Source organism: Sphingomonas sp. NFR15, from assembly GCF_900103265.1.
Taxonomy (GTDB): Bacteria; Pseudomonadota; Alphaproteobacteria; order Sphingomonadales; family Sphingomonadaceae; genus Sphingomonas; species Sphingomonas pollutisoli.
The window spans coordinates 245,841-264,705 of the sequence record NZ_FMWX01000006.1 but is presented as its reverse complement, the minus strand read 5'-3'; the positions used below and the strand labels follow the sequence as shown (position 1 = coordinate 264,705).

The 18,865-nt window shown below is 69.0% G+C and carries 17 protein-coding genes and 1 tRNA gene; 11 read left to right on the top strand and 7 right to left on the bottom strand.

The genetic code is table 11. The annotated features are described in order from the left end of the window. Nucleotides 1–306: 306 nt before the first annotated feature. The gene (locus BLS81_RS15020) at nucleotides 307–1,005 is read right to left on the bottom strand and encodes a uracil-DNA glycosylase (protein ID WP_093225121.1); all 699 of its coding nucleotides are present in this window, start codon (nucleotides 1,003–1,005) and stop codon (nucleotides 307–309) included. A gap of 25 nt (nucleotides 1,006–1,030) precedes the next feature. Here BLS81_RS15020 and folK point away from each other — a divergent pair, with 25 nt between their 5' ends. The 4 genes from folK to BLS81_RS15000 all read left to right on the top strand — a co-directional run bounded on the left by folK (nucleotide 1,031) and on the right by BLS81_RS15000 (nucleotide 4,926). Then, a complete protein-coding gene (gene folK, locus BLS81_RS15015; protein WP_093225041.1) occupies nucleotides 1,031–1,522 on the top strand; it encodes a 2-amino-4-hydroxy-6-hydroxymethyldihydropteridine diphosphokinase in 492 nt (163 codons plus the stop codon). A 19-nt stretch (nucleotides 1,523–1,541) separates the two neighbouring features. Then, nucleotides 1,542–1,617: transfer RNA gene (locus tag BLS81_RS15010), tRNA-Lys, on the top strand. 134 nt (nucleotides 1,618–1,751) lie between these two features. Further along, nucleotides 1,752–3,875 carry a TonB-dependent receptor gene (locus tag BLS81_RS15005; RefSeq protein WP_093225039.1) on the top strand — a complete coding sequence of 708 codons (2,124 nt, stop codon included), beginning with the start codon at nucleotides 1,752–1,754 and terminating at the stop codon, nucleotides 3,873–3,875. A gap of 121 nt (nucleotides 3,876–3,996) precedes the next feature. Continuing rightward, nucleotides 3,997–4,926: a right-handed parallel beta-helix repeat-containing protein gene (locus BLS81_RS15000; protein WP_093225038.1), complete on the top strand. Its 930-nt coding sequence runs from the start codon at nucleotides 3,997–3,999 to the stop codon at nucleotides 4,924–4,926. Between the two features lie 6 nt (nucleotides 4,927–4,932). Here BLS81_RS15000 and BLS81_RS14995 read toward each other — a convergent pair whose 3' ends face one another. From BLS81_RS14995 to BLS81_RS14985, 3 genes are all read right to left on the bottom strand, one after another. Next, nucleotides 4,933–5,577, bottom strand: a complete 645-nt coding sequence (locus tag BLS81_RS14995; RefSeq protein ID WP_256326261.1) for a DUF4893 domain-containing protein — start codon at nucleotides 5,575–5,577, stop codon at nucleotides 4,933–4,935. 77 nt (nucleotides 5,578–5,654) lie between these two features. Then, complete coding sequence (gene hisC, locus BLS81_RS14990) at nucleotides 5,655–6,752, bottom strand: histidinol-phosphate transaminase (protein WP_093225035.1); 1,098 nt, start codon at nucleotides 6,750–6,752, stop codon at nucleotides 5,655–5,657. A gap of 192 nt (nucleotides 6,753–6,944) precedes the next feature. Next, nucleotides 6,945–8,645 carry a DEAD/DEAH box helicase gene (locus tag BLS81_RS14985; RefSeq protein ID WP_093225033.1) on the bottom strand — a complete coding sequence of 567 codons (1,701 nt, stop codon included), beginning with the start codon at nucleotides 8,643–8,645 and terminating at the stop codon, nucleotides 6,945–6,947. A 222-nt stretch (nucleotides 8,646–8,867) separates the two neighbouring features. Between BLS81_RS14985 and BLS81_RS14980 the strand changes: the two genes are divergently transcribed. Further along, complete coding sequence (locus tag BLS81_RS14980) at nucleotides 8,868–10,049, top strand: acyltransferase family protein (protein WP_176787193.1); 1,182 nt, start codon at nucleotides 8,868–8,870, stop codon at nucleotides 10,047–10,049. A gap of 29 nt (nucleotides 10,050–10,078) precedes the next feature. On the opposite strand, the gene BLS81_RS14975 is transcribed toward BLS81_RS14980, so the two are convergent. Beyond that, nucleotides 10,079–11,035 carry a cation diffusion facilitator family transporter gene (locus BLS81_RS14975; RefSeq protein WP_093225030.1) on the bottom strand — a complete coding sequence of 319 codons (957 nt, stop codon included), beginning with the start codon at nucleotides 11,033–11,035 and terminating at the stop codon, nucleotides 10,079–10,081. A gap of 76 nt (nucleotides 11,036–11,111) precedes the next feature. Between BLS81_RS14975 and BLS81_RS20825 the strand changes: the two genes are divergently transcribed. The 6 genes from BLS81_RS20825 to BLS81_RS14950 all read left to right on the top strand — a co-directional run bounded on the left by BLS81_RS20825 (nucleotide 11,112) and on the right by BLS81_RS14950 (nucleotide 15,815). Further along, a complete protein-coding gene (locus BLS81_RS20825; RefSeq protein ID WP_176787192.1) occupies nucleotides 11,112–11,357 on the top strand; it encodes an AbrB/MazE/SpoVT family DNA-binding domain-containing protein in 246 nt (81 codons plus the stop codon). 6 nt (nucleotides 11,358–11,363) lie between these two features. After that, nucleotides 11,364–11,750 (top strand): type II toxin-antitoxin system death-on-curing family toxin, encoded by a 387-nt coding sequence (locus BLS81_RS20820; RefSeq protein ID WP_176787191.1) that lies wholly within the window; start codon nucleotides 11,364–11,366, stop codon nucleotides 11,748–11,750. Between the two features lie 41 nt (nucleotides 11,751–11,791). Beyond that, nucleotides 11,792–12,916 (top strand): 8-amino-7-oxononanoate synthase, encoded by a 1,125-nt coding sequence (locus tag BLS81_RS14965; protein WP_093225028.1) that lies wholly within the window; start codon nucleotides 11,792–11,794, stop codon nucleotides 12,914–12,916. After that, the gene (gene bioD, locus BLS81_RS14960; RefSeq protein WP_093225027.1) at nucleotides 12,913–13,527 is read left to right on the top strand and encodes a dethiobiotin synthase; all 615 of its coding nucleotides are present in this window, start codon (nucleotides 12,913–12,915) and stop codon (nucleotides 13,525–13,527) included. The genes BLS81_RS14965 and bioD overlap by 4 nt, the downstream gene beginning before the upstream one ends. Before the next feature lie 103 nt (nucleotides 13,528–13,630). After that, entirely contained in the window at nucleotides 13,631–14,902 is a 1,272-nt protein-coding gene (locus BLS81_RS14955; protein WP_093225120.1) for an adenosylmethionine--8-amino-7-oxononanoate transaminase, read from the top strand. Nucleotides 14,903–14,963: 61 nt separating this feature from the next. Next, on the top strand, nucleotides 14,964–15,815 hold the full coding sequence (locus tag BLS81_RS14950; RefSeq protein WP_143023368.1) for an FAH family protein: 852 nt from the start codon (nucleotides 14,964–14,966) through the stop codon (nucleotides 15,813–15,815). Between the two features lie 127 nt (nucleotides 15,816–15,942). Here BLS81_RS14950 and BLS81_RS14945 read toward each other — a convergent pair whose 3' ends face one another. After that, entirely contained in the window at nucleotides 15,943–17,391 is a 1,449-nt protein-coding gene (locus BLS81_RS14945; RefSeq protein WP_093225024.1) for a mannitol dehydrogenase family protein, read from the bottom strand. Beyond that, entirely contained in the window at nucleotides 17,388–18,800 is a 1,413-nt protein-coding gene (gene uxaC, locus BLS81_RS14940) for a glucuronate isomerase (protein WP_093225022.1), read from the bottom strand. The genes BLS81_RS14945 and uxaC overlap by 4 nt, the downstream gene beginning before the upstream one ends. Between the last annotated feature and the right edge of the window lie 65 nt (nucleotides 18,801–18,865).

Here is an 18,865-nt window from a genome sequence, read left to right as displayed (position 1 = left end):
GGCCTTTTTTTTTGATTTCGACTCGGCTACGCCTCCGATTGTCGTAGCCGCCGTATCGAACATAAGAACGCCCTGGGGAGGACGCCGCCGGTAAGACCGGCACCGGCGATTGCGATAGCGCGGGGGATCGAGCGAGGCGCTCTCCCCCGTGCTCGTGTTTCAGGCATACCGCATGGCCGGCGCTGCCGCTCCACATCCCACCCGTTCGTGCTGAGCGAAGTCGAAGCACGTGCCAAGTACGTGGCGTTTGGGGCACGTGCTTCGACTTCGCTCAGCACGAACGGTGGAAAAGGCTAGCGCGCCCTCTCACCCCCCGCGCAGCTCCAGCGCGCGCGCGAACACCGCTTCGAACATCTCGGCGGTCAGCCGCCCGGTGTTCTGATTGTAGCGCGAGCAGTGATAGCTATCGATCAGCACGCGCCCGTCGGGCATGCGATGCTCGGCGAGATGCGCGAACCGCGCTTTGGGGAGCCGCCCGCCGAGCACCTTGACGGCCGATTGGTGCGCGATCTGCCCCAAGGCGATGAACACGCGCGCCTTGGGCAGCACCGCCACCTGATTCTGGACGAAGGGGCGGCAGGTGCGGATTTCCTCGGGGCTGGGCTTGTTCTCGGGCGGCAGGCATTTGACCGAATTGAGGATGATCGCGCCCTCCAGCCGGAGCGAATCATCGGGTCTGGCCTCGTACACGCCCGAGGCGAGGCCGAATTTGGCGAGCGTCGCGAACAGCAGGTCGCCCGCGTAATCGCCGGTGAACGGCCGCCCGGTACGGTTCGCACCGTGCTTGCCCGGCGCGAGGCCGATGATGCCGAGCCACGCATCCGGGTCGCCGAGCGCGGGCACCGGCGCATTCCACCAGCCCGGATATTCGACGCGCAGCGACTCGCGCAGCGCGACCAGACGGGGGCACAGCGGGCAATCGTGCGGCGGCTCGGTGTTGGGCAGCGGGCTTGGCGGCGGGCCGGCGGGCACCGACTCGGAGGGTATGGCACTTGGGGTCAGCATCGCGTTCGCGTAGGCGGGTGCCGCCATGCCGACAAGCTATGCCCTCGCGCTCGGATCGAACCGCCGCGGCCGCCACGGCGCCCCCGCCGCCGAACTGCGCGCCGCGATCACCGCGCTCGGCCGGCTCGGGGACGTGCGCGCGGTCGCGCCGGTGTTCGACACCGCACCGCTTGGCCCGTCGTCACGGCGCTTCGCCAACAGCGCGGTGGTGCTGGAGACGGAGATTGATCCCGCCGACCTGATCGCCGCGCTCAAGGCGATCGAGCGGGCGTTCGGGCGGCGGCGCGGGCGGCGCTGGGGCGAACGCGTGATCGACCTGGACATCATCCTGTGGAGCGGCGGGCGCGTGCGGATGCCCCACCTCGCCATCCCGCACCCGGCCTTCCGCGCGCGCCGCTTCGTGCTCGATCCGCTCGCGCGAATCGCCCCGCTCTGGCGCGATCCGCAATCGGGGCGTACCATCCGCCAGCTTGCCGCGCGGATACGCGCGGTTGACCGGCGGGCGAACCGTCCCTAACGGGCGTCCTTCGGTTTGGGGGCTCGTAGCTCAGTCGGTAGAGCAACGGACTTTTAATCTGTAGGTCCCGGGTTCGAATCCCGGCGAGCCCACCACCGCCCGAACCGCCGGTTCAGCAATCCGCAAGGTTTGCACCGGCATCGGGACCATGCAGGATCGGCCCGGGAGGCTTGACGATGCTGCGACATTACATCGTATCATGGTCGTCATAGCCGGAGCCTCCCAGCCCATGCCCCTTCGAATCCTGCTGCTATGCGGCTGCGCGCTGTTCGCCACGCCCGCCTTCGCTGACGATCAGCCGGCCCCGGCCCAGGCGCCGGCGAATCAGCCAGCCGACCAGCCCAAGGACATCGTCGTGACCGGCCGGCTCGACGCCGCGCGCGCCTCGATCCAGCCGAGCCTCGGCGCGACCACCTATTCCATCTCGAACGCGACGATCCAGGCGCTGCCCGGCGGGGACAACCAGCAGCTCAACCAGATCCTGCTGCAATTGCCCGGCGTGTCGCAGGACGGCGCGGGGCAACTCCACGTTCGCGACGACCACGCCAATCTGCAATATCGCATCAACGGGACGATCCTGCCCGAAGGCATCGCCGTGTTCGGGCAGACGCTTTCCCCCCGCCTGGTCGACCGATTCGATCTGCGCACCGGCGCGCTGCCCGCGCAATACGGGCTGCGCACGGCGGGCATCATCGACATCACCACCAAGAGCGGCTTCCAGAACGGCGGCGAGGTTTCGCTCTACGGCGGCAGCCGCGGCACGATCGAGCCGAGCGTCGAATATGGCGGCAACACCGGCAACACCAATTATTTCGTCACGGCGAGCTACCGCCACAACGATCTCGGCATCGAATCGGTCGATGGCAGCACCGATGCCCTGCACGACACCACCAACCAGTATCAGGGCTTCGTCTATCTCGATCACACCATCGACGACGGCAACCGCGTCTCGCTGATCGGCGGCTATTCGGACCAGCGCTTCCAGATCCCCAACCCGCGCGGGCTGCACCCCGACAGCGGCTACAGCGTCGGCGGCGTCACCGATTTCCTCAGCGATGATCTCGACGAGCGCCAGCATGAGAAGACCGCGTTCGGCATCCTCAGCCTGCTCCACGATGCCGGGCCGGTGACGCTGCAAGGCTCGATCTTCGCGCGCTACTCGTTACTGCAATACACGCCCGACGTGCTCGGCGAATTGCTGTTCAACGGCATCGCGCAGGCGGCGAAAAAGCAGGATTTCACCACCGGCGTCCAGGTGGAAGGCGTGTACCGGCTGAGCGGCGCGCATACGCTACGCGGCGGCTTCGTCGTGACGCGCGACCACGGCACCAGCCGCACCAGCACGCAGGTCTTCCCGGTCGACGCGTCCGGCGCGCAGACCGGCCAGCCGATCGCGATCGCCGACAATGGTTCGGCGACCGAGATGACCTACAGCGTCTATCTCCAGGACGAATGGCAGCCGATCGACCACGTCACGATCAACTTCGGCGGCCGGTTCGACCATTATGACGGCTATCGCAGCGAGCAGCAGCTCAGCCCCCGCGTCAACGCGGTGTGGTCGCCGCCGGGCGGGTTCACGATCCATGCCGGCTATGCGCGCTATTTCTCGCCCGCACCCTTCGCCAACGTCGCCACCACCACGATCGCCAAGTTCGTCGGCACCAGCGGCGCCGCGCCCGGCACCTACGGCGACGTGCCGTTCGCCGAGCGGCAGGACTATTTCGACATCGGCGCCGAACAGAAGATCGGCCCAGTCACGATCGGCGTGGACGCCTATCACCGCCGCTCGCGCAACCTGCTCGACGAGGGCCAGTTCGGCGCGCCGATCATTTTGACGCCGTTCAACTACCGGCGCGGGCGGATCGACGGGATCGAGGGCAATATCAGCTACACGCATCGCGGCTGGCTGATCTACGGCAATATCGCCCACGCCAAGGCGCAGGGCACCGACATCAGCAGCGGCCAGTTCAATTTCGATCCCGCCGATCTCGCCACGATCAGCCGCCAATATATCTATCTCGACCACGACCAGACCTGGACCGGCTCGGCCGGCGCGTCGTACCGTTTCGACGACGGCATCCTGCGCGACAGCAAGCTCGCGGCGAGCATGATCTACGGGTCGGGGCTGCGCCGAGACGGCGCGGTGCCCAATGGCGGCAAGCTGCCCGGCTATGCGGTGTTCAACATCAGCGCGAGCCACAGCTTCAAGGGGCCGGGCATCGAGGTCCGCGCCGACGTGTTCAACCTGTTCGACCATGTCTATGAGATTCGCGACGGCTCGGGCGTCGGCGTCGGCGCGCCGCAATATGGCCAGCGGCGCGGGTTCTTCTTCGGGATCAGCAAGAGCATCTGACAGAGTTCCCGCACGCTCCGCTCGACGCGCGGTGTTCCGAACCGGGAACAGGTTAACCCTCAATGCGCCTTCTCAGACCCTTCGCGCGCGGGCATTCCCCGCGCCCAAGGGAGTCTTGCCGATGCGTCCTCTTCTTGCCCTCGCCACGCTCGCGCTCGCCGCGCCGGTCGCGGCCCAGAGCGGCCCGCAGCCGTTCACCGTCCAGGGCGGCCAAGGCTTCGCGCGGCTCGACGAGGCGCTGATGGCGATTCGCGGGCAGGACGCCACGATCCTGATCGCCCCCGGCACCTATCACCAATGCGCGATCCAGCAGGCCGGGCACATCACCTTCAAGGCGGCGGTGCCCGGCCGCGTTATCTTTGAGCAGACGACCTGCGAGGGCAAGGCGGCGCTGGTGCTGCGCGGCGACGGCGCGGTGGTCGATGGCATCGTCTTCCGGGGGCTGCGCGTCGGCGACGGCAACGGCGCGGGCATCCGCATCGAACGTGGCGATCTCACCGTGCGCAACGCGATGTTCCTCGACAGCCAGGAGGGCATCCTCGGCGGCGCGGGCGCGGACATGGCGATCATGATCGACCACAGCACCTTCTCGGGGCTCGGCCAGTGCGACGAAAGCCCGAGCTGCGCGCACGCGATTTATCTGGAGACGCAAGGACCGGTCACCGTCACCCATTCGCGCTTCGAGCGCGGGCGCGGTGGCCATTACGTCAAGGTGCGCGGTCCGCGCGTGACGATCGCCGACACCAGTTTCGACGATACCGCCGGGCATAAGACAAACTACATGATCGACCTGCCCAACGGCGCGACCGGCACGATCCGCGGCAACACCTTCGTCCAGGGCCGCGACAAGGAGAATTGGACCGGCTTCATCGTCATCGCCGCCGAAGCGCACGATCATAGCGCGGCGGGCCTGCGGATCGAGGGCAACACCGCCACCCTCGCGCCGGGCGAGACGCGCAGCCCGGCCTTCGTCGCCGACTATAGCCACGAGCGCCTCGCGATCGGCGCCAACACGCTCGGCAAGGGCGTCCGCGCGTTCGAGACGCGCTAGGCGGCGTTACGCCGGCACGATCTCGATGATGTCGAGCATCGATTCGAAGCGCGGCGCGGGCAGCACCAGCCGCCAGCGCTTCGGCCCGATCCGCTCGATATAGCCGACCATGTCGCGCAGCCGGTCCTGCCCGTAGCGGAACGGCTTGTCCTCGTCGCCATACACCATCGTGCCGAGGAAGACCGCGCGCGCGCCATCGGGGTAGAGCAGCCCGTCGGGGCGCTGCACGCCGCCGGTCTTGTGGAATTCGAGCAGCCCGCCGCCGCCGACGATCTCGCAGTCGGTCGGCTCGAACGCGGTGAAATCGGCCATCGCGGTGCCGTTGGCGCCGATCTTGTACACGGTGCAGCGATACGCGCCCGCCGGCGGCAGCGGATCGGTGAGCGCACGGTCGGGATCGGCGAGTTCGTGCAGGCCGTCGATCGCGGCGCCACGCCCGCCCTTGCGCGCCTTGTCGACCGCCGCCAGCCAGGTGTCGCGCCAGCCGCGCAGCCGGTTGCGATCGTCATCGGTGGCGACCAGCCGCCAGTTCCGTTCGGGCGCGACCGCGCCGGCGGGGGCGGTGCCGCCCGGCGCGGGCCGATCCTTGCCGCCGCAGCCGGCGAGCGCCGCGCAGCCGCACAAAAGCCCAACGATTGCGGCGATTCTCAAGCGATCGTCTTCCTTGTCATCGGCGCACACCTAACCACGCGGGCCGGGCGTTGCCAAGGCCGCGCGCCGGAAGCCGCTCACACCCCGGCGACGATGTCCCGCAGCGCCGCCGCGACACCGCGCGTCTCTTCCTCGGTGCCGATCGTGATACGCAGGCCGTTCGCCAGCCCCTGGCCGGGCAGCCAGCGCACGATATAGCCGCGCTCCATCAACTGGGTGTAGGCCGTCTCGGCGGTCAGCGCGCCTTCGAACAGCACCAGCACGAAGTTCGCCTCGCTCGGCACCACGCGCAGGCTCGCCGCGCCCAGCTTCTCGATTTCCTCGGTGAGCCACGCGCGCCACACGCGATTGTGCTCGCGCGTCTTCTCGATCCACTCGTCATCCCGCACCGCCGCGATCGCCGCCGCCTGGCCCGCGATCGTGCAGCAGAACGGCGCGCGGATGCGGTGCATCGCCGCGACCGCCTCGGCCGAGCCGTACCCCCAGCCGATCCGCTCGGCGGCGAGGCCGTGGATCTTGGAGAAGGTGCGCGTCACGATCACATTGGGGGCGGTTCGCGCCAGTTCTAGCGCGCCGTCGTCGTCCTCGGGATCGAGGAACTCGGCATAGGCCTGGTCGATCACCAGCATCACGCGGTTGGGCAGATTGGCGTGCAGGCGCGCGATCTCCGCGCGCGAGGTGAAGGTGCCGGTCGGGTTGTTGGGGTTGGCGATGAAGACGATTCGCGTCTTGCTGGTCATGCACGCGAGGATCGCATCGACGTCGGTCGCGTAATCCTTGTCGCGCGCGATCACCGGCAGCGCGCCGACCCGCCGCGTCGCGATCTCGTACACGGTGAAACCGTAGCGGACGTGGATCACCTCGTCCCCCTGCCCGGCATAGGCGCCCGCGATGAGGTGGAGAATCTCGTCCGATCCGGTACCGTAGATGATCCGGTCCGGTTCCAGATCATATTTCGCGCCGATCGCCGCGCGCAGTTCGGTCGCGCTCGCATCGGGGTAGCGTGCGAGATCGCCGCTATGCGACGCGAACGCGGCGATCGCCTTCGGGCTGGTGCCGAGCGCGTTTTCGTTCGAGGAGAGCTTGACGGCCTTCGCGCCGCCATCAACCGTCGATCGCCCCGGTATGTAGGGGGCGATCGCCATGATCCAGTCTTTGGGTTTGGGTGCCAGCATGGCTGTCGCTTAGCGCCCGCATGGCACCCGCGCTAGTCCCGAGCGCAGGTCGTGCTCAGGTGTGCTCAATCGGCACCAGAGCGGGTCATGGTTACCGTCGAATTGCCGTCCCGCGTCCGTGCCGAACGGGGGCGCGCAGGGCCGCGATGGCCTCCGCGTGCCCGGCACGGACGGGGTCGGCGCGGGCGTCGCTTACCGCTGCGGCCGCTTGCCGCGCAGCGTCGGTCGGGCGGTGTGGCGCACCGGCGCCGGCCCGTTCGCGCGGCGTGGTCCGCGCGGGGCCTCCTGCGGCCCGTTGGCGAGTTGCTCGAACTGCACCCCGCCCTCGGCCTCCTCGCCCTGGGTGCGCTTGACCGAGGCGAGGAACTTGCCCGCCAGCGCGCGCGGGATCTGGAACGCGGTCTCGTTGGCGGCGATGCGGATCGCGCCGACCTCGTTCTTGGTGATGTGCCCGCGCCGGCAGATCAGCGGCAGGATCCAGCGCGGATCGGCATTCTCGCGGCGGCCGATGTCCATGCGGAACCACACCACGTCGTCGAAGCCGGCGCGATGATGCTCCTTGCCCGGCGCGCGCTCGGCCGGACCTTCGGCGAGCATCTCCTCGGGCGCGGGCATGCGCGCGCGGAACGAGCGGACCAGCGCGGCGGCGATCTCCTCCGGGGTCTTCTGTTCGAGCAATTTCGCGGCGAGCGCGCGATCGTCCTCATCGACCTCGACGGGTTCGAGAAGCTGGGTCATCAGCCGTTCGCGATCGGCCTTGCGGATGTCGTCCACGCTCGGCACCGGCAGCCATTCGACCGCGATGCGCGCGCCGCGCAGCATCATCTCGACCCGGCGCTTGCGCTGATACGGCACGATCAGCACCGCGGTGCCCTTCTTGCCGGCGCGGCCGGTGCGGCCCGAGCGATGCTGGAGCGTCTCGGCGTCGCGCGGCAGCTCGACGTGGATGACGAGCGTGACCGTCGGCAGATCGATGCCGCGCGCCGCCACATCGGTGGCGACGCAGACGCGCGCGCGCTGGTCACGCAGCGCCTGGAGCGCGGCGTTGCGCTCGTTCTGGCTATGCTCGCCCGACAGCGCCACCGCCGAGAAGCCGCGCTCGGTCAGCCCGGCGTGGAGATGCCGCACGTTGTCACGCGTCGCGCAGAACAGGATCGCGGTTTCGGCTTCGTGGAGGCGCAGCAGGTTGACGACGGCATTCTCGATGTCGGGCGGCGCGACCGTGACCGCCTGATAGCTGATGTCGCCATGCCCGCGATCCTCGCCGACCGTGGTGATGCGCAGCGCATCCTTCTGGTAGCGCTTGGCGAGCGCGACGATCGACTTGGGCATCGTCGCCGAGAACATCAGCGTGCGGCGCGAGTCGGGGGTCGCGTCGAGGATCTGCTCGAGATCCTCGCGGAAGCCCATGTCGAGCATCTCGTCGGCCTCGTCGAGAATCGCCGCCTTGAGCTGCGACAGATCGAGCGCGCCGCGCTCGATATGGTCGCGCAGGCGGCCCGGCGTACCGACGACGATATGCGCGCCGTGGCTGAGCGAGCGGCGCTCGCGCGAGGCGTCCATGCCGCCGACGCAGGTCGAGATGCGTGCGCCGGCCTTGCCGTACAGCCATTCGAGTTCGCGGCTGACCTGCAGCGCGAGTTCACGCGTCGGCGCGATGGCGAGCGCGAGCGGCGCGCGCGCCGGCGGCAGCTTGCCGTCCTCGGTCAGCAGTTGCGGCGCGATGGCGAGCCCGAACGCGACGGTTTTGCCCGAACCGGTCTGCGCGGAAACGATCAGGTCGCGGCCTTCGGCCTCGGGCGCGATGACGGCGGCCTGGACGGGAGTCGGCGCGGCATACCCGCGTGCGGTGAGCGCTTCGCCAAGAAGCGCGGGAAGGTGGGTAAAGGGCATGATTTTCCGAATGCTGGACGCGCAAGTCGCGCGATAAGCGCGGCTCCATAGCAGATACGGCGGAGAAACGCACGCCCCTAAGAAACAGTGCCTTCACCGGCGAACCGGTGCGCGGTTTTCCCGCCCCCGACCGGGTCCGGTTCGGGACGAACGGTTCATCCAGCCCGGTCTTTCGCGATGTCGTTACGGAGCCATTCAGCCGCGACGCGGTTATCGTGCGGTATGGACGCAGGATCAGCCCGCCGCCCCAGCGCGCGCCAGCATTATTGGGATACGCTCCGCGCGGCGCTGATGCTGCTCGGCATCCCCTATCACAGCGCGCTCGCCTTTCAGGCGGGCGGCTGGATCGTCGCGACCCATCGGCACGCGCCGGTGCTCGATTATGTCGCGGAGGCGATCCACCTGTTCCGCATGCCGGCCTTCTTCCTGGTCGCGGGCTATTTCGCCGCGCTCAGCCTGACCAAATATCCGCCCGGCGGCTGGTTCCGCGCGCGGCTGACGCGGCTCGGCATTCCGTTCCTCGCCAGTCTCGTCACGATTATTCCGCTGCTCAACATCGGCTGCGAACTGTCCAACTTCGCACCCGCGCAGGCGCTCGAATCGTGGCGGAATCTGTCGCTCACCTCGGGCGGCTATTGGGTGCGGCATCTGTGGTTCATCATCGTGCTGCTATATCTGTGCGGCGCGACCGCGCTGGCGGCGCGGATATGGCCGGCCCTGCGCACCGCCCCGCTGCCCGAGGGGATCGACCGCTGGGCGGCGCGCCGCCCGCTCGCCACGCTGCTGCTGCTCGGCATCGCCGTCGGGCTGTTCGAGGCGGTGACGATCGAGCTGTTCTACGCCGCCCACCTCAACACCACGCTGCCGCAGGAGATTTTGCGGCTCGACGATCTGCTCGGCGCGTTGCCGTGGTTCGTGCTCGGGCTCGCGCTCCAGCGCGCGCCGGAGACGCTCGCGGCGATGGGCGAGCGGCGGGCGGGGGTGGCGGCGCTGGCGGTGGCGGCGACCGCGCTGGCACTGGCGTTCTACGGGCATAGCTGGCCGCCGCTCTATCGCTTCGTCGGCGCGGGCGCGGCGATGCTGGTGACGCAAGTGATCCTCTCGGTCGCGCGGCAATCGTTCGATCGCGCCAGCCCGGTCACCGACCGGCTCGTGCGCGGATCGTTCGTGGTGTATCTGTTCCACGTGCCGGTGATCGTCTGGCTCGCGCTGGTCGTCGATGGCGTCGGGCTGCCGCCGGAGATCGGCTTCGTGGTGGTGGCGTGCGGCACGCTCGCGGCGACGCTCGGCATCGCCGCGCTGATCGAGCGCTCGCCGGCGCTGAGCCTGCTCTACAGCGGCACGCGCGGCGCGGCGCGGCCGCGCGCACGGCGGCAGGTGATGACGGCGGTGGCGGCGGAGTAGCGCCCCGCGTCCGGTCCGGGGCGGGCGGACTATGCCGCCGCGGGTTCGTCCACCGGCAGGATCGCCGCATTCTCGCGCTTTTCGGGCCGGATGTAGATCGACGAGAGGATCGGCAGGCGCGCCTTGAGATCGGTCTCGATCGTCTCGATGATCGTCTCGGCGTCGCCCATCGTCAGCGAGTCTTCGAAATCGGCGCTGATCGCGACGAACACGCTGTCGGGCGCGGTGTGGATGGTGCGGACATGGTTGACCGAGGTGATGACCGGATAGGCATCGACGATCGCACGCACCTCGGCCACGATCGCGGGATCGGCGCCCTCGCCGATCAGCAATCCCTTCGCCTCCCGCGCGAGCACCATCGCGATCAGCCCGAGCAACACCCCGATCAGGATCGAGGCGACGCCGTCGATGCGCGGATCGTTGAAATGATGGCTCGCCCACACGCCGACCGCGGCGATGACGAGGCCGGCGAGCGCCGCCAAATCCTCGAACAGCACGATGAACCCGGCCGGGTCTTTCGACCGCCGCACCGCGCTCCACCAGCCGCGTCCGCGATTGTCGGCGGCGAATCCGCGCATCGCGAGCAGCCACGATCCGCCCTCCAGCGCGAACGCGATGGCGAGCACGACATAGTTGACGAGCGGATCGCGCAGCGGCTCGGGCTCCTCGATATGGACGAGCCCCTCGTACACCGACACACCGGCGCCGACCGCGAAGATCAGGATCGCGACGACGAAGCTCCAGAAATACAGCTCGCGGCCATAGCCGAACGGATGGTCGATATCGGGCGGCCGCTTGCCGCGATGCTGCCCGTAGAGCAGCAAGATCTGGTTGAGGCTGTCGACGACCGAGTGGAACCCCTCGGTCAGCATCGACGACGACCCGCTGATCGCGGCGGCGATGAACTTGGCGACGGCGATGCCGAGATTGGCGGCAAGCGCCGCGAAGATAACGAGGTTCGATTCCCCCTGCTTGGACGACGACATGCAATTCTCCCGGGTGCAGCCTCGGCGTAGCGGGTGAACGGTTGAGGGCCAAGCGGGTGTGTGTTATAACATACGTATGAACGCGCCAACCGAACACGTCCGCAAGCTCAAGCTCATCAAGATCGGCAATTCGATGGGCGTCATCCTGCCCAAGGATGTCATTGCCGGACTGCGCGTTTCTCAGGGCGATTCGATTTATCTGAACGACGCCCCGAATGGCTACAGCATGTCGGCGACCGATCCCGATTTCCTCGCCGCGATGGAGGCCGCCGAGGACATCATGCGCGAGGATCGCGATATCCTCGCCGTGCTCGCGCGCTGATGCCGCATGATCGAACCGAAGTTCCTCAGCGCGGCGGTCGCCTACGCCGTTCATGATCGGCAGTTGGCCGAACATGGCGGGCTGGCGGGCGTCAAGGATGCCGGACTGCTCGAATCGGCGCTCGCGCGTCCCGTCAACAAACATGCGTATGGGGAGGATGATCCCTGTGCGCTGGCTGCGGCTTATGCGTTCGGGATCGCGCGCAATCATCCGTTCAACGACGGTAACAAGCGCACGGCCTGGGTGATCGCGCGACTTTTCCTCAAGCTCAATGGCGTGCAGATCGCATTCGACAAGGCCGAGGCGATCCGCATGGTGCTGGCGCTGGCGGCCGGATCGCTCGAGGAAGATGCCGTCGCCGACTGGTTCCGTGCGAGGATCATCCCCGCCTAGCCGCTTGAGCATTTCGCGCAGCGCGCTACCGAGCGTTGCCAATGTCGTTGCTTGCCGCCCATGCCCATGATCTCGCGGACCTCGCCGCGCGCGACAGGTTGCGGGGGCTGTTCCCACGCAGCGGCGTGGACTTTTCCTCGAACGATTATCTCGGCCTCGCCACGTCGGACCGTCTGCGCGGCGCCGTGATGGAGGCGCTGGCGCGCGGGGTCGCGGTCGGATCGGGCGGGTCGCGGCTGCTCCGCGGCAACGATCCCGAGCATGACGCGCTCGAAGCCGAAGCGGCGGCGTTTTTCGGGAGCGAGGCGGCGCTGTATTTTTCGAGCGGGTACGCCGCCAACGCCGCACTGCTCGGCACGCTGCCGCAGCGCGGCGACCTGGTGGTGTACGACGCGCTGATCCACGCCAGCGCGCATGAAGGGATGCGGCTCGGCCGCGCCGAGACTGTGGGCGTGCCACACAATGATCCACAGGGGTTTGACGACGCGATCGCCGCGTGGCGCGCGCGGGGCGGCACCGGACGCGCGTGGATCGCGGTCGAGAGCCTGTACAGCATGGATGGCGACCGCGCGCCGCTGGAGGATCTCGCCGAGGTCGCGGCGCGGCATGACGCCGTGCTGCTGATCGACGAGGCGCACGCGACCGGTGTGTTCGGCGCCAACGGACGCGGGCTCGCCGCCGCGTTCGAGGGGCGCGAGAATGTCGTCACGCTGCGGACGTGCGGCAAGGCGCTGGGCTGCGAGGGCGCGCTGGTGTGCGGTCCGCGCGTGGTCCGCGATTTCCTCGTCAATCGCGGGCGCGGCTTCATCTTCTCGACCGCGCCCTCGCCGCTGATGGCGAGCGCGGTGCGCGCCGCATTGCGGATCCTCGCTGACGAACCCGAACGGCGAGACCGACTGCGCACCCTGGTGGCGCACGCCGAGGCCGCGCTCGCGCCGTGCGGCGTCACCCCGACCGGATCGCAAATCCTGCCGCTGGTGCTCGGCGACGATGCGACGACGATGCGCGTCGCGAGCGCGGTGCAGGCGGCGGGCTATGACGTACGCGGCATCCGTCCGCCGACCGTGCCGGCGGGAACGTCGCGGCTGCGCATCTCGGTGACGCTCAACGCGTGCGAAGCCGATCTCGACGGGCTTGCGCGCGCAATCGAAGGGGCGCTGGCATGAAGACGATCATCGTCACCGGTACCGATACCGACGCGGGCAAGACGGTGTTCGCCGCCGGTCTCGCGGCGGCGCTCGGCGCGGCCTATTGGAAGCCGGTGCAGGCGGGACTCGACGACGGTACCGACGCGGCGCGCGTCGCCGCGCTCGGTGTGACGCGCGTGCTGCCCGAGGCGTATCGGCTGAACACGCCCTGCTCGCCACACCGCGCCGCCGAGATCGACGGCGTGACGATCGACCCGGCGCGACTCACGCCGCCGAACGTCGATGGCCCGCTCGTCATCGAAGGCGCGGGCGGGGTGCTGGTGCCGGTGACGCGCACGCTGCTGTTCGCCGATCTGTTCGCACGCTGGGGTCATCCAGTGGTGCTGGTCGCGCGCACCGCACTGGGGACGATCAACCACAGCCTGCTTTCGATCGAGGCGTTGCGCGCACGCGGAGTGCCGATCCTCGGCGTCGCCTTCAACGGCGATGCCAATGAAGACAGCGAGGCGACGATCGCCGCGATCGGCGGGGTCAAGCGGCTCGGGCGGTTGCCACGGCTGGAGACACTCGATGCGGAGCACTTGCGGGCGGCGTTCGCCGACAACTTCCGGTTGGAGGATTTCGCATGACCTTCCCTCCCCCGTTCGTCCTGAGCGAAGTCGAAGGACGCGCCAAAAGCGTCGCGTTTGAGACACGCACTTCGACTTCGCTCAGTGCGAACGGGTGGGGGCGGTGAGCGTCTCCTCCTCCTCATCCCCCTCGCCAGTCTGGCACCCTTTCACGCAGCACGGCCTCGGCGAGCCGATCCCGCTCGTCACGCATGGCGAGGGTGCCGCGCTGTACGCGCAGGACGGGCGGCGGATCGTCGATGCGATCTCGTCCTGGTGGGTGACGACGCACGGGCACCGCAACCCGCGCATCATGGCGGCGATCGCCGCGCAGACGCAAAAGCTCGACCAGATCATCTTCGCTGGCTGGACGCACGAACCCGCCGAGGCGCTCGCGCGCGGGTTGATCGCCACGCTGCCCCCCGCGCTCACCCGCGTGTTCTATTCCGATTCGGGATCGACCAGCGTCGAGGTCGCGCTCAAGATGGCGCTCGGCTTCTGGGCCAATCGCGGCGCACCGCGCCACCGCATCCTCGTGCTCGAGCACAGCTACCATGGCGACACGATCGGGGCGATGTCGGTCGGCGCGCGTGGCGTGTTCAACCGGGCCTATGCGCCGCTGCTGTTCGACGTCGGCACGATCCCCTTCCCAGCCGCCGGGCACGAACAGGCAACGCTCGACGCGCTTGAGGCGGAATGCCGGGCGGGCGCGGCGGCGTTCATCGTCGAGCCGCTGCTGCTCGGCGCGGGCGGCATGCTGATCTACCCGACCGAGACGCTCGCGGCGATGCGCGACATCTGCGCGCGCCATGGCGTGCTGTTCATCGCCGACGAGGTGATGACCGGCTGGGGCCGCACCGGCACGCTGCTGGCATGCGACCAGGCGGGCGTGGTGCCCGATATCCTCTGCCTGTCCAAAGGCTTGACCGGCGGTGCGATCCCGCTCGCCGTCACGCTGGCGACCGAGCCGATCTATGCCGCGCATTGTTCGCAGGACCGCGCGACGATGTTCTTCCACTCGTCGAGCTACACCGCCAACCCGATCGCCTGCGCCGCCGCGCGCGCCAATCTCGAGATCTGGCGCGACGAGCCGGTCGCGGCGCGGATCGCCGATCTATCACACCGGCAGGCCGTCCGGCTGGCGGCGCTCGATCACCCCGCGATTGGCGGCAAGCGCCAGCTCGGTACCGTCACCGCGCTCGATATCGCCGATCCAAACGGCGGCTATCTTTCGACTTTGGGACCGCGCCTGCTCGGCTTCTTCCGCGACCGCGATCTGTTGCTGCGCCCGCTCGGCAACACCGTCTATGTGATGCCGCCGTACTGCATCGACGATGCCGATCTCGACGCGATCTATGCCGCGATCGGCGACGCCTGCGCGATGCTCGCCGCCTGACAAAGCGATTGACCCGGCGCGCGCGCGGAGTAGCTTCGGCGCCGAGGGACGCGAAGGCGGGATGATCGACAGCCTGATCCAGTTCGAAGACGGCGCGCGCGGGGTCGCCGCGCTGATCGGCGGCTTCGCCCGGCGCATCAAGGGCGCCGCCACGCTCGCCGATCTCGCCGAACATGCGCTGGACACCGGCGTACCGCTCGCCGAGCTCGCGGAAGCCCGGCTGGGCGAGCCGCTCAACCTGCGCATGGTGCGGCTGCTCGCGCCGATCGACCTGCCCGATCCCACGCGGCTGCATGTCAGCGACAGCGGCGCGGCGGCGGCGGGGCGCGGTTCGGGCTGGCGCTATCGCGGCGACGGGCGTTCGCTGACCGGCCCGGGCACGGTACTGACGGTGCCCGAATTCGCGCTCGACGGCAGCGAGCGGCCCGAGATCGCCGGCCTGTATCTGATCGCGGCGGATCGCGCGCCCGTGCGGATCGGCTTCGTGCTCGGCAACCGCTTCCACGATCACGCCGCCGCGCGCACGCACCGCCATTTCCCCGCGCAGCTCAGCCCGCGCCCGACCGCGCTCGGCCCCGAGGTGCGGCTCGGCGAATTGCCGCACGAGATCACGGTGACGAGCCGCCTGCTCCGCGACGGCGTGGTCGAGCGCGAGCGCCGCTTCGGCGCGGGCGACGCGCATCTGCCGCATCCAATGGCCGAACTCGAACGCCGCCGGTTTGAGGGCGGCATCGTCGGTCGTCCCGGCGACGTGCTGGTGCATTTCTTCGTCGGCGCGAGCAGCGCCGCCGAGGATGCGGTGCGCACCCAGCCCGACGATGCGTTCGAAGCGACCGCAACCGGCTTCACGCTGCCGATGCGCAACCCGATCGCCTTCGCGCCAAGGGTGCGGGTGAAGGCGGGGCTGCTCTAACGCTGTCCTTCCCCCGATCGTGCTGAGCTTGTCGAAGCACGTGCGCCACGCGCAACGCGGCATATCTGGCACGCCCTTCGACAAGCTCAGGGCGAACGGGGAATGGTGCGCGTCTGATTAGGAAAGATCAGCCGAACCGGCCCACCGCCGCCCGCGCGCCGTCGGTTTCGAGTGTGGTCAGGTGGCGCACCAACGTCCCACGCACCTCGGCATCCGCCGCGAAGCCGAAGAATCCGAGCAGCGCATCCACCCGCGCCCCCGTATCCGACGCTCCGGCCGACAACGCGCCAAGCGTCTCGACGGCGGGATCGTCGACCGTGAACGTCTCGCCGGCATCGGTGACGCCCGCCTGCCAGCGCATCCACGCCGCCACCGCCAGCGCGAGCGCATCCACGGGAGCGCCCGCCGTCCGCCGCACCGCGATCGTCGCGAGCAGCCGCTGGGGGAGTTTCTGCGAGCCGTCCATCGCGATCTGACGGGTGCGGTGCTGGAGCGCGCTGTTGGCGAAGCGGCCCATCAGCGCGGTGCGATAGGCGGCGATGTCGAGCCCCTCGGGCGGATCGAGCGTGGTCTGCGCCTCGTCCCACAGCGCATCGACGAAGCCGCGCCCAGCCGGAGTCGCGACGAACTCATGGACGAACGCGTCGCCGCCAAGCGCGCCGAGATAGGCGATCCCCGAATGCGCGCCGTTGAGCAGCCGCAGCTTGGCATCCTCCCATGGCGCGACCGCCTGGGTGAGTTGTACGCCAAGCGCGGCGAAATCAGGACGTTCGGTGACGAAATGGTCCTCGATCACCCACTGGCTGAACGGCTCGGTCTTGACCATGGCGCGGTCCTCCACACCGAGATCGGCGGCGAGCGCAGCGACATCGGCGTCGGTGGTGGCGGGAACGATGCGGTCGATCATCGAGGCGGGGAACGCCACTTCGGCGGCGATCCACTCAGCGAGCGCGGGATCGTTGGCGCGCGCCACCGCCAGCACGGCTTCGCGCAGCAACGCGCCATTGTGGGGCAGATTGTCGCACGAGATCACCGTCAGCGGGCCGAGCCCGGCGCTGCGGCGCGCGGCGAGGCCGGCGGCTAGGAAGCCCGGCGCGGTACGCGGCGCGGCGAGCGATGCGCAATCGGCGGCGACATCGGCATCGTCGGCGAGCAAAGTGCCCTTGGCGCGATCGAGCTTATAGCCCTTCTCGGTGATCGTCAGCGTGACGATCCGCGCATCGGGATGCGCGAGCGCGGCGACGACGGCGGCGGGGTCTTCGGGCGCGACCAGCACCGCCTGTTCGGCACCGATGATCGACACGCTGCGCGCGTCGCCATCGCGAACCACCAGGGCGTAAAGGCAATCCTGCGGCGCGAGCTGATCGCGCACGCTGCCCGAGCGCAGCGACACCGAGGTGATGCCCCAGCGCAAATCGCCCGCCGCCAAGGCCGCCTCGAAATAGGCCGCCTGATGCGCGCGGTGGAACGCGCCGATGCCGAGATGGACGACACCGCGCTTCACCGCGCTTCGGTCATAGGCCGGACGCGCGATTTCGGCGGGCAGGCCGGCGAGGGCTTCGGTCGAGAGCCTCACAGCTTGTACGCCGCTTTGGCGAGATCATAGGCGAGCGCGCGCGCGACGTCATGCGCCTCGTCCTCGGGCAAACGATGCTCGGCGACGAGCTGCGCGAGCCACACGCAATCCATCCGCCGCGCGACATCGTGCCGCGCCGGAATCGACAGGAACGCGCGGGTATCGTCGTTGAAACCGACCGTGTTGTAGAAGCCTGCCGTCTCGGTGGTCCGCTCGCGGAAGCGGCGCATGCCCTCGGGGCTGTCGTGGAACCACCACGGCGGGCCGAGCCGCAGACAGGGATAATGGCCGGCGAGCGGCGCCAGTTCGCGGCTGTAAACATCCTCGTCGAGCGTGAAGAGGATCAGCGTCAGCCGGGGATCGGTGCCGAACCGGTCGAGCAGCGGCTTGAGCGACACCACGAACTCGCCCTGCGTCGGGATGTCGGCGCCCTTGTCGCGGCCGAACCGCGCGAGCACGGCGGCATTGTGGTTGCGGTGGACGCCGGGGTGAAGCTGCATCACCATGCCGTCCTCGGTGCTCATCCGCGCCATCTCGGTGAGCATCTGCGCGCGGAACAGCTCGGCGTCCTCCGCCGTCGCCCCCGCCAGCACCCGCGCGTAGAGCGCGGCGGCATCCTCGGGCGAGAGATCGGCGGTGCGCGCCGAGGGATGGCCGTGGTCGGTCGAGGTCGCGCCGGCTTCGCGGAAGCGCGCGCGGTGGAAGCGGTGCGCGGCGAGATAGCCCTCCCAGGTGGACACGTCTTCGCCGGCGGTCTCGCCGAAACGGCGGACGTTGTCGGCGAACTTGGCCGCCTCGGGATCGACCACCGGATCGGGGCGATAAGCGGTGACGACGCGCCCGCCCCAGCCGCTCGCGCGGATCGCGGCATGGTGGGCGAGCGGATCAAGCGGGCTTTCGGTGGTCGCGATCACCTCGATGTTGAAGCGTTCGAACAGCGCGCGCGGGCGGAACGCCTCGGTCTTCAATGCGGCGTCGATCGTGTCGTAATACAGGTCGGCCGTTTCGGGTTCGAGCAGCACGTCGAGCCCGAACACCGCCGAGAACACCCAGTCGAGCCACATCCGCGAGGGCGTGCCACGGAACAGATGATAGTTGCTGGCGAGCAGGTGCCAGATCTTGCGCGAATCGGTCTCGGTCAGGCTGCCGTCGACGGTCGGCACGCCGAGCGTCTCGAGCGCGACGCCCTGGCTGAACAGCATGCGGAACACATAGTGATCGGGCACGATCAGCAGCGACGAGGGATCGCTGAACGGCGCATCGGTCGCGAACCACGCCGGATCGGTATGGCCGTGCGGGCTGACGATCGGCAGATCGGCGACGCCAGCGTAGAGCCGCCGCGCGATCTCGCGAACGGTCGGCTCGGCGGGGAACAGCCGATCGGGGTGGAGCGTGAGCGGTTTTGTCATGCGGGCGACAGGTCCGATACGGGAGAGCGATGGGCAAGCCTTACCCGCGCGGGCGCGGCGCGGGA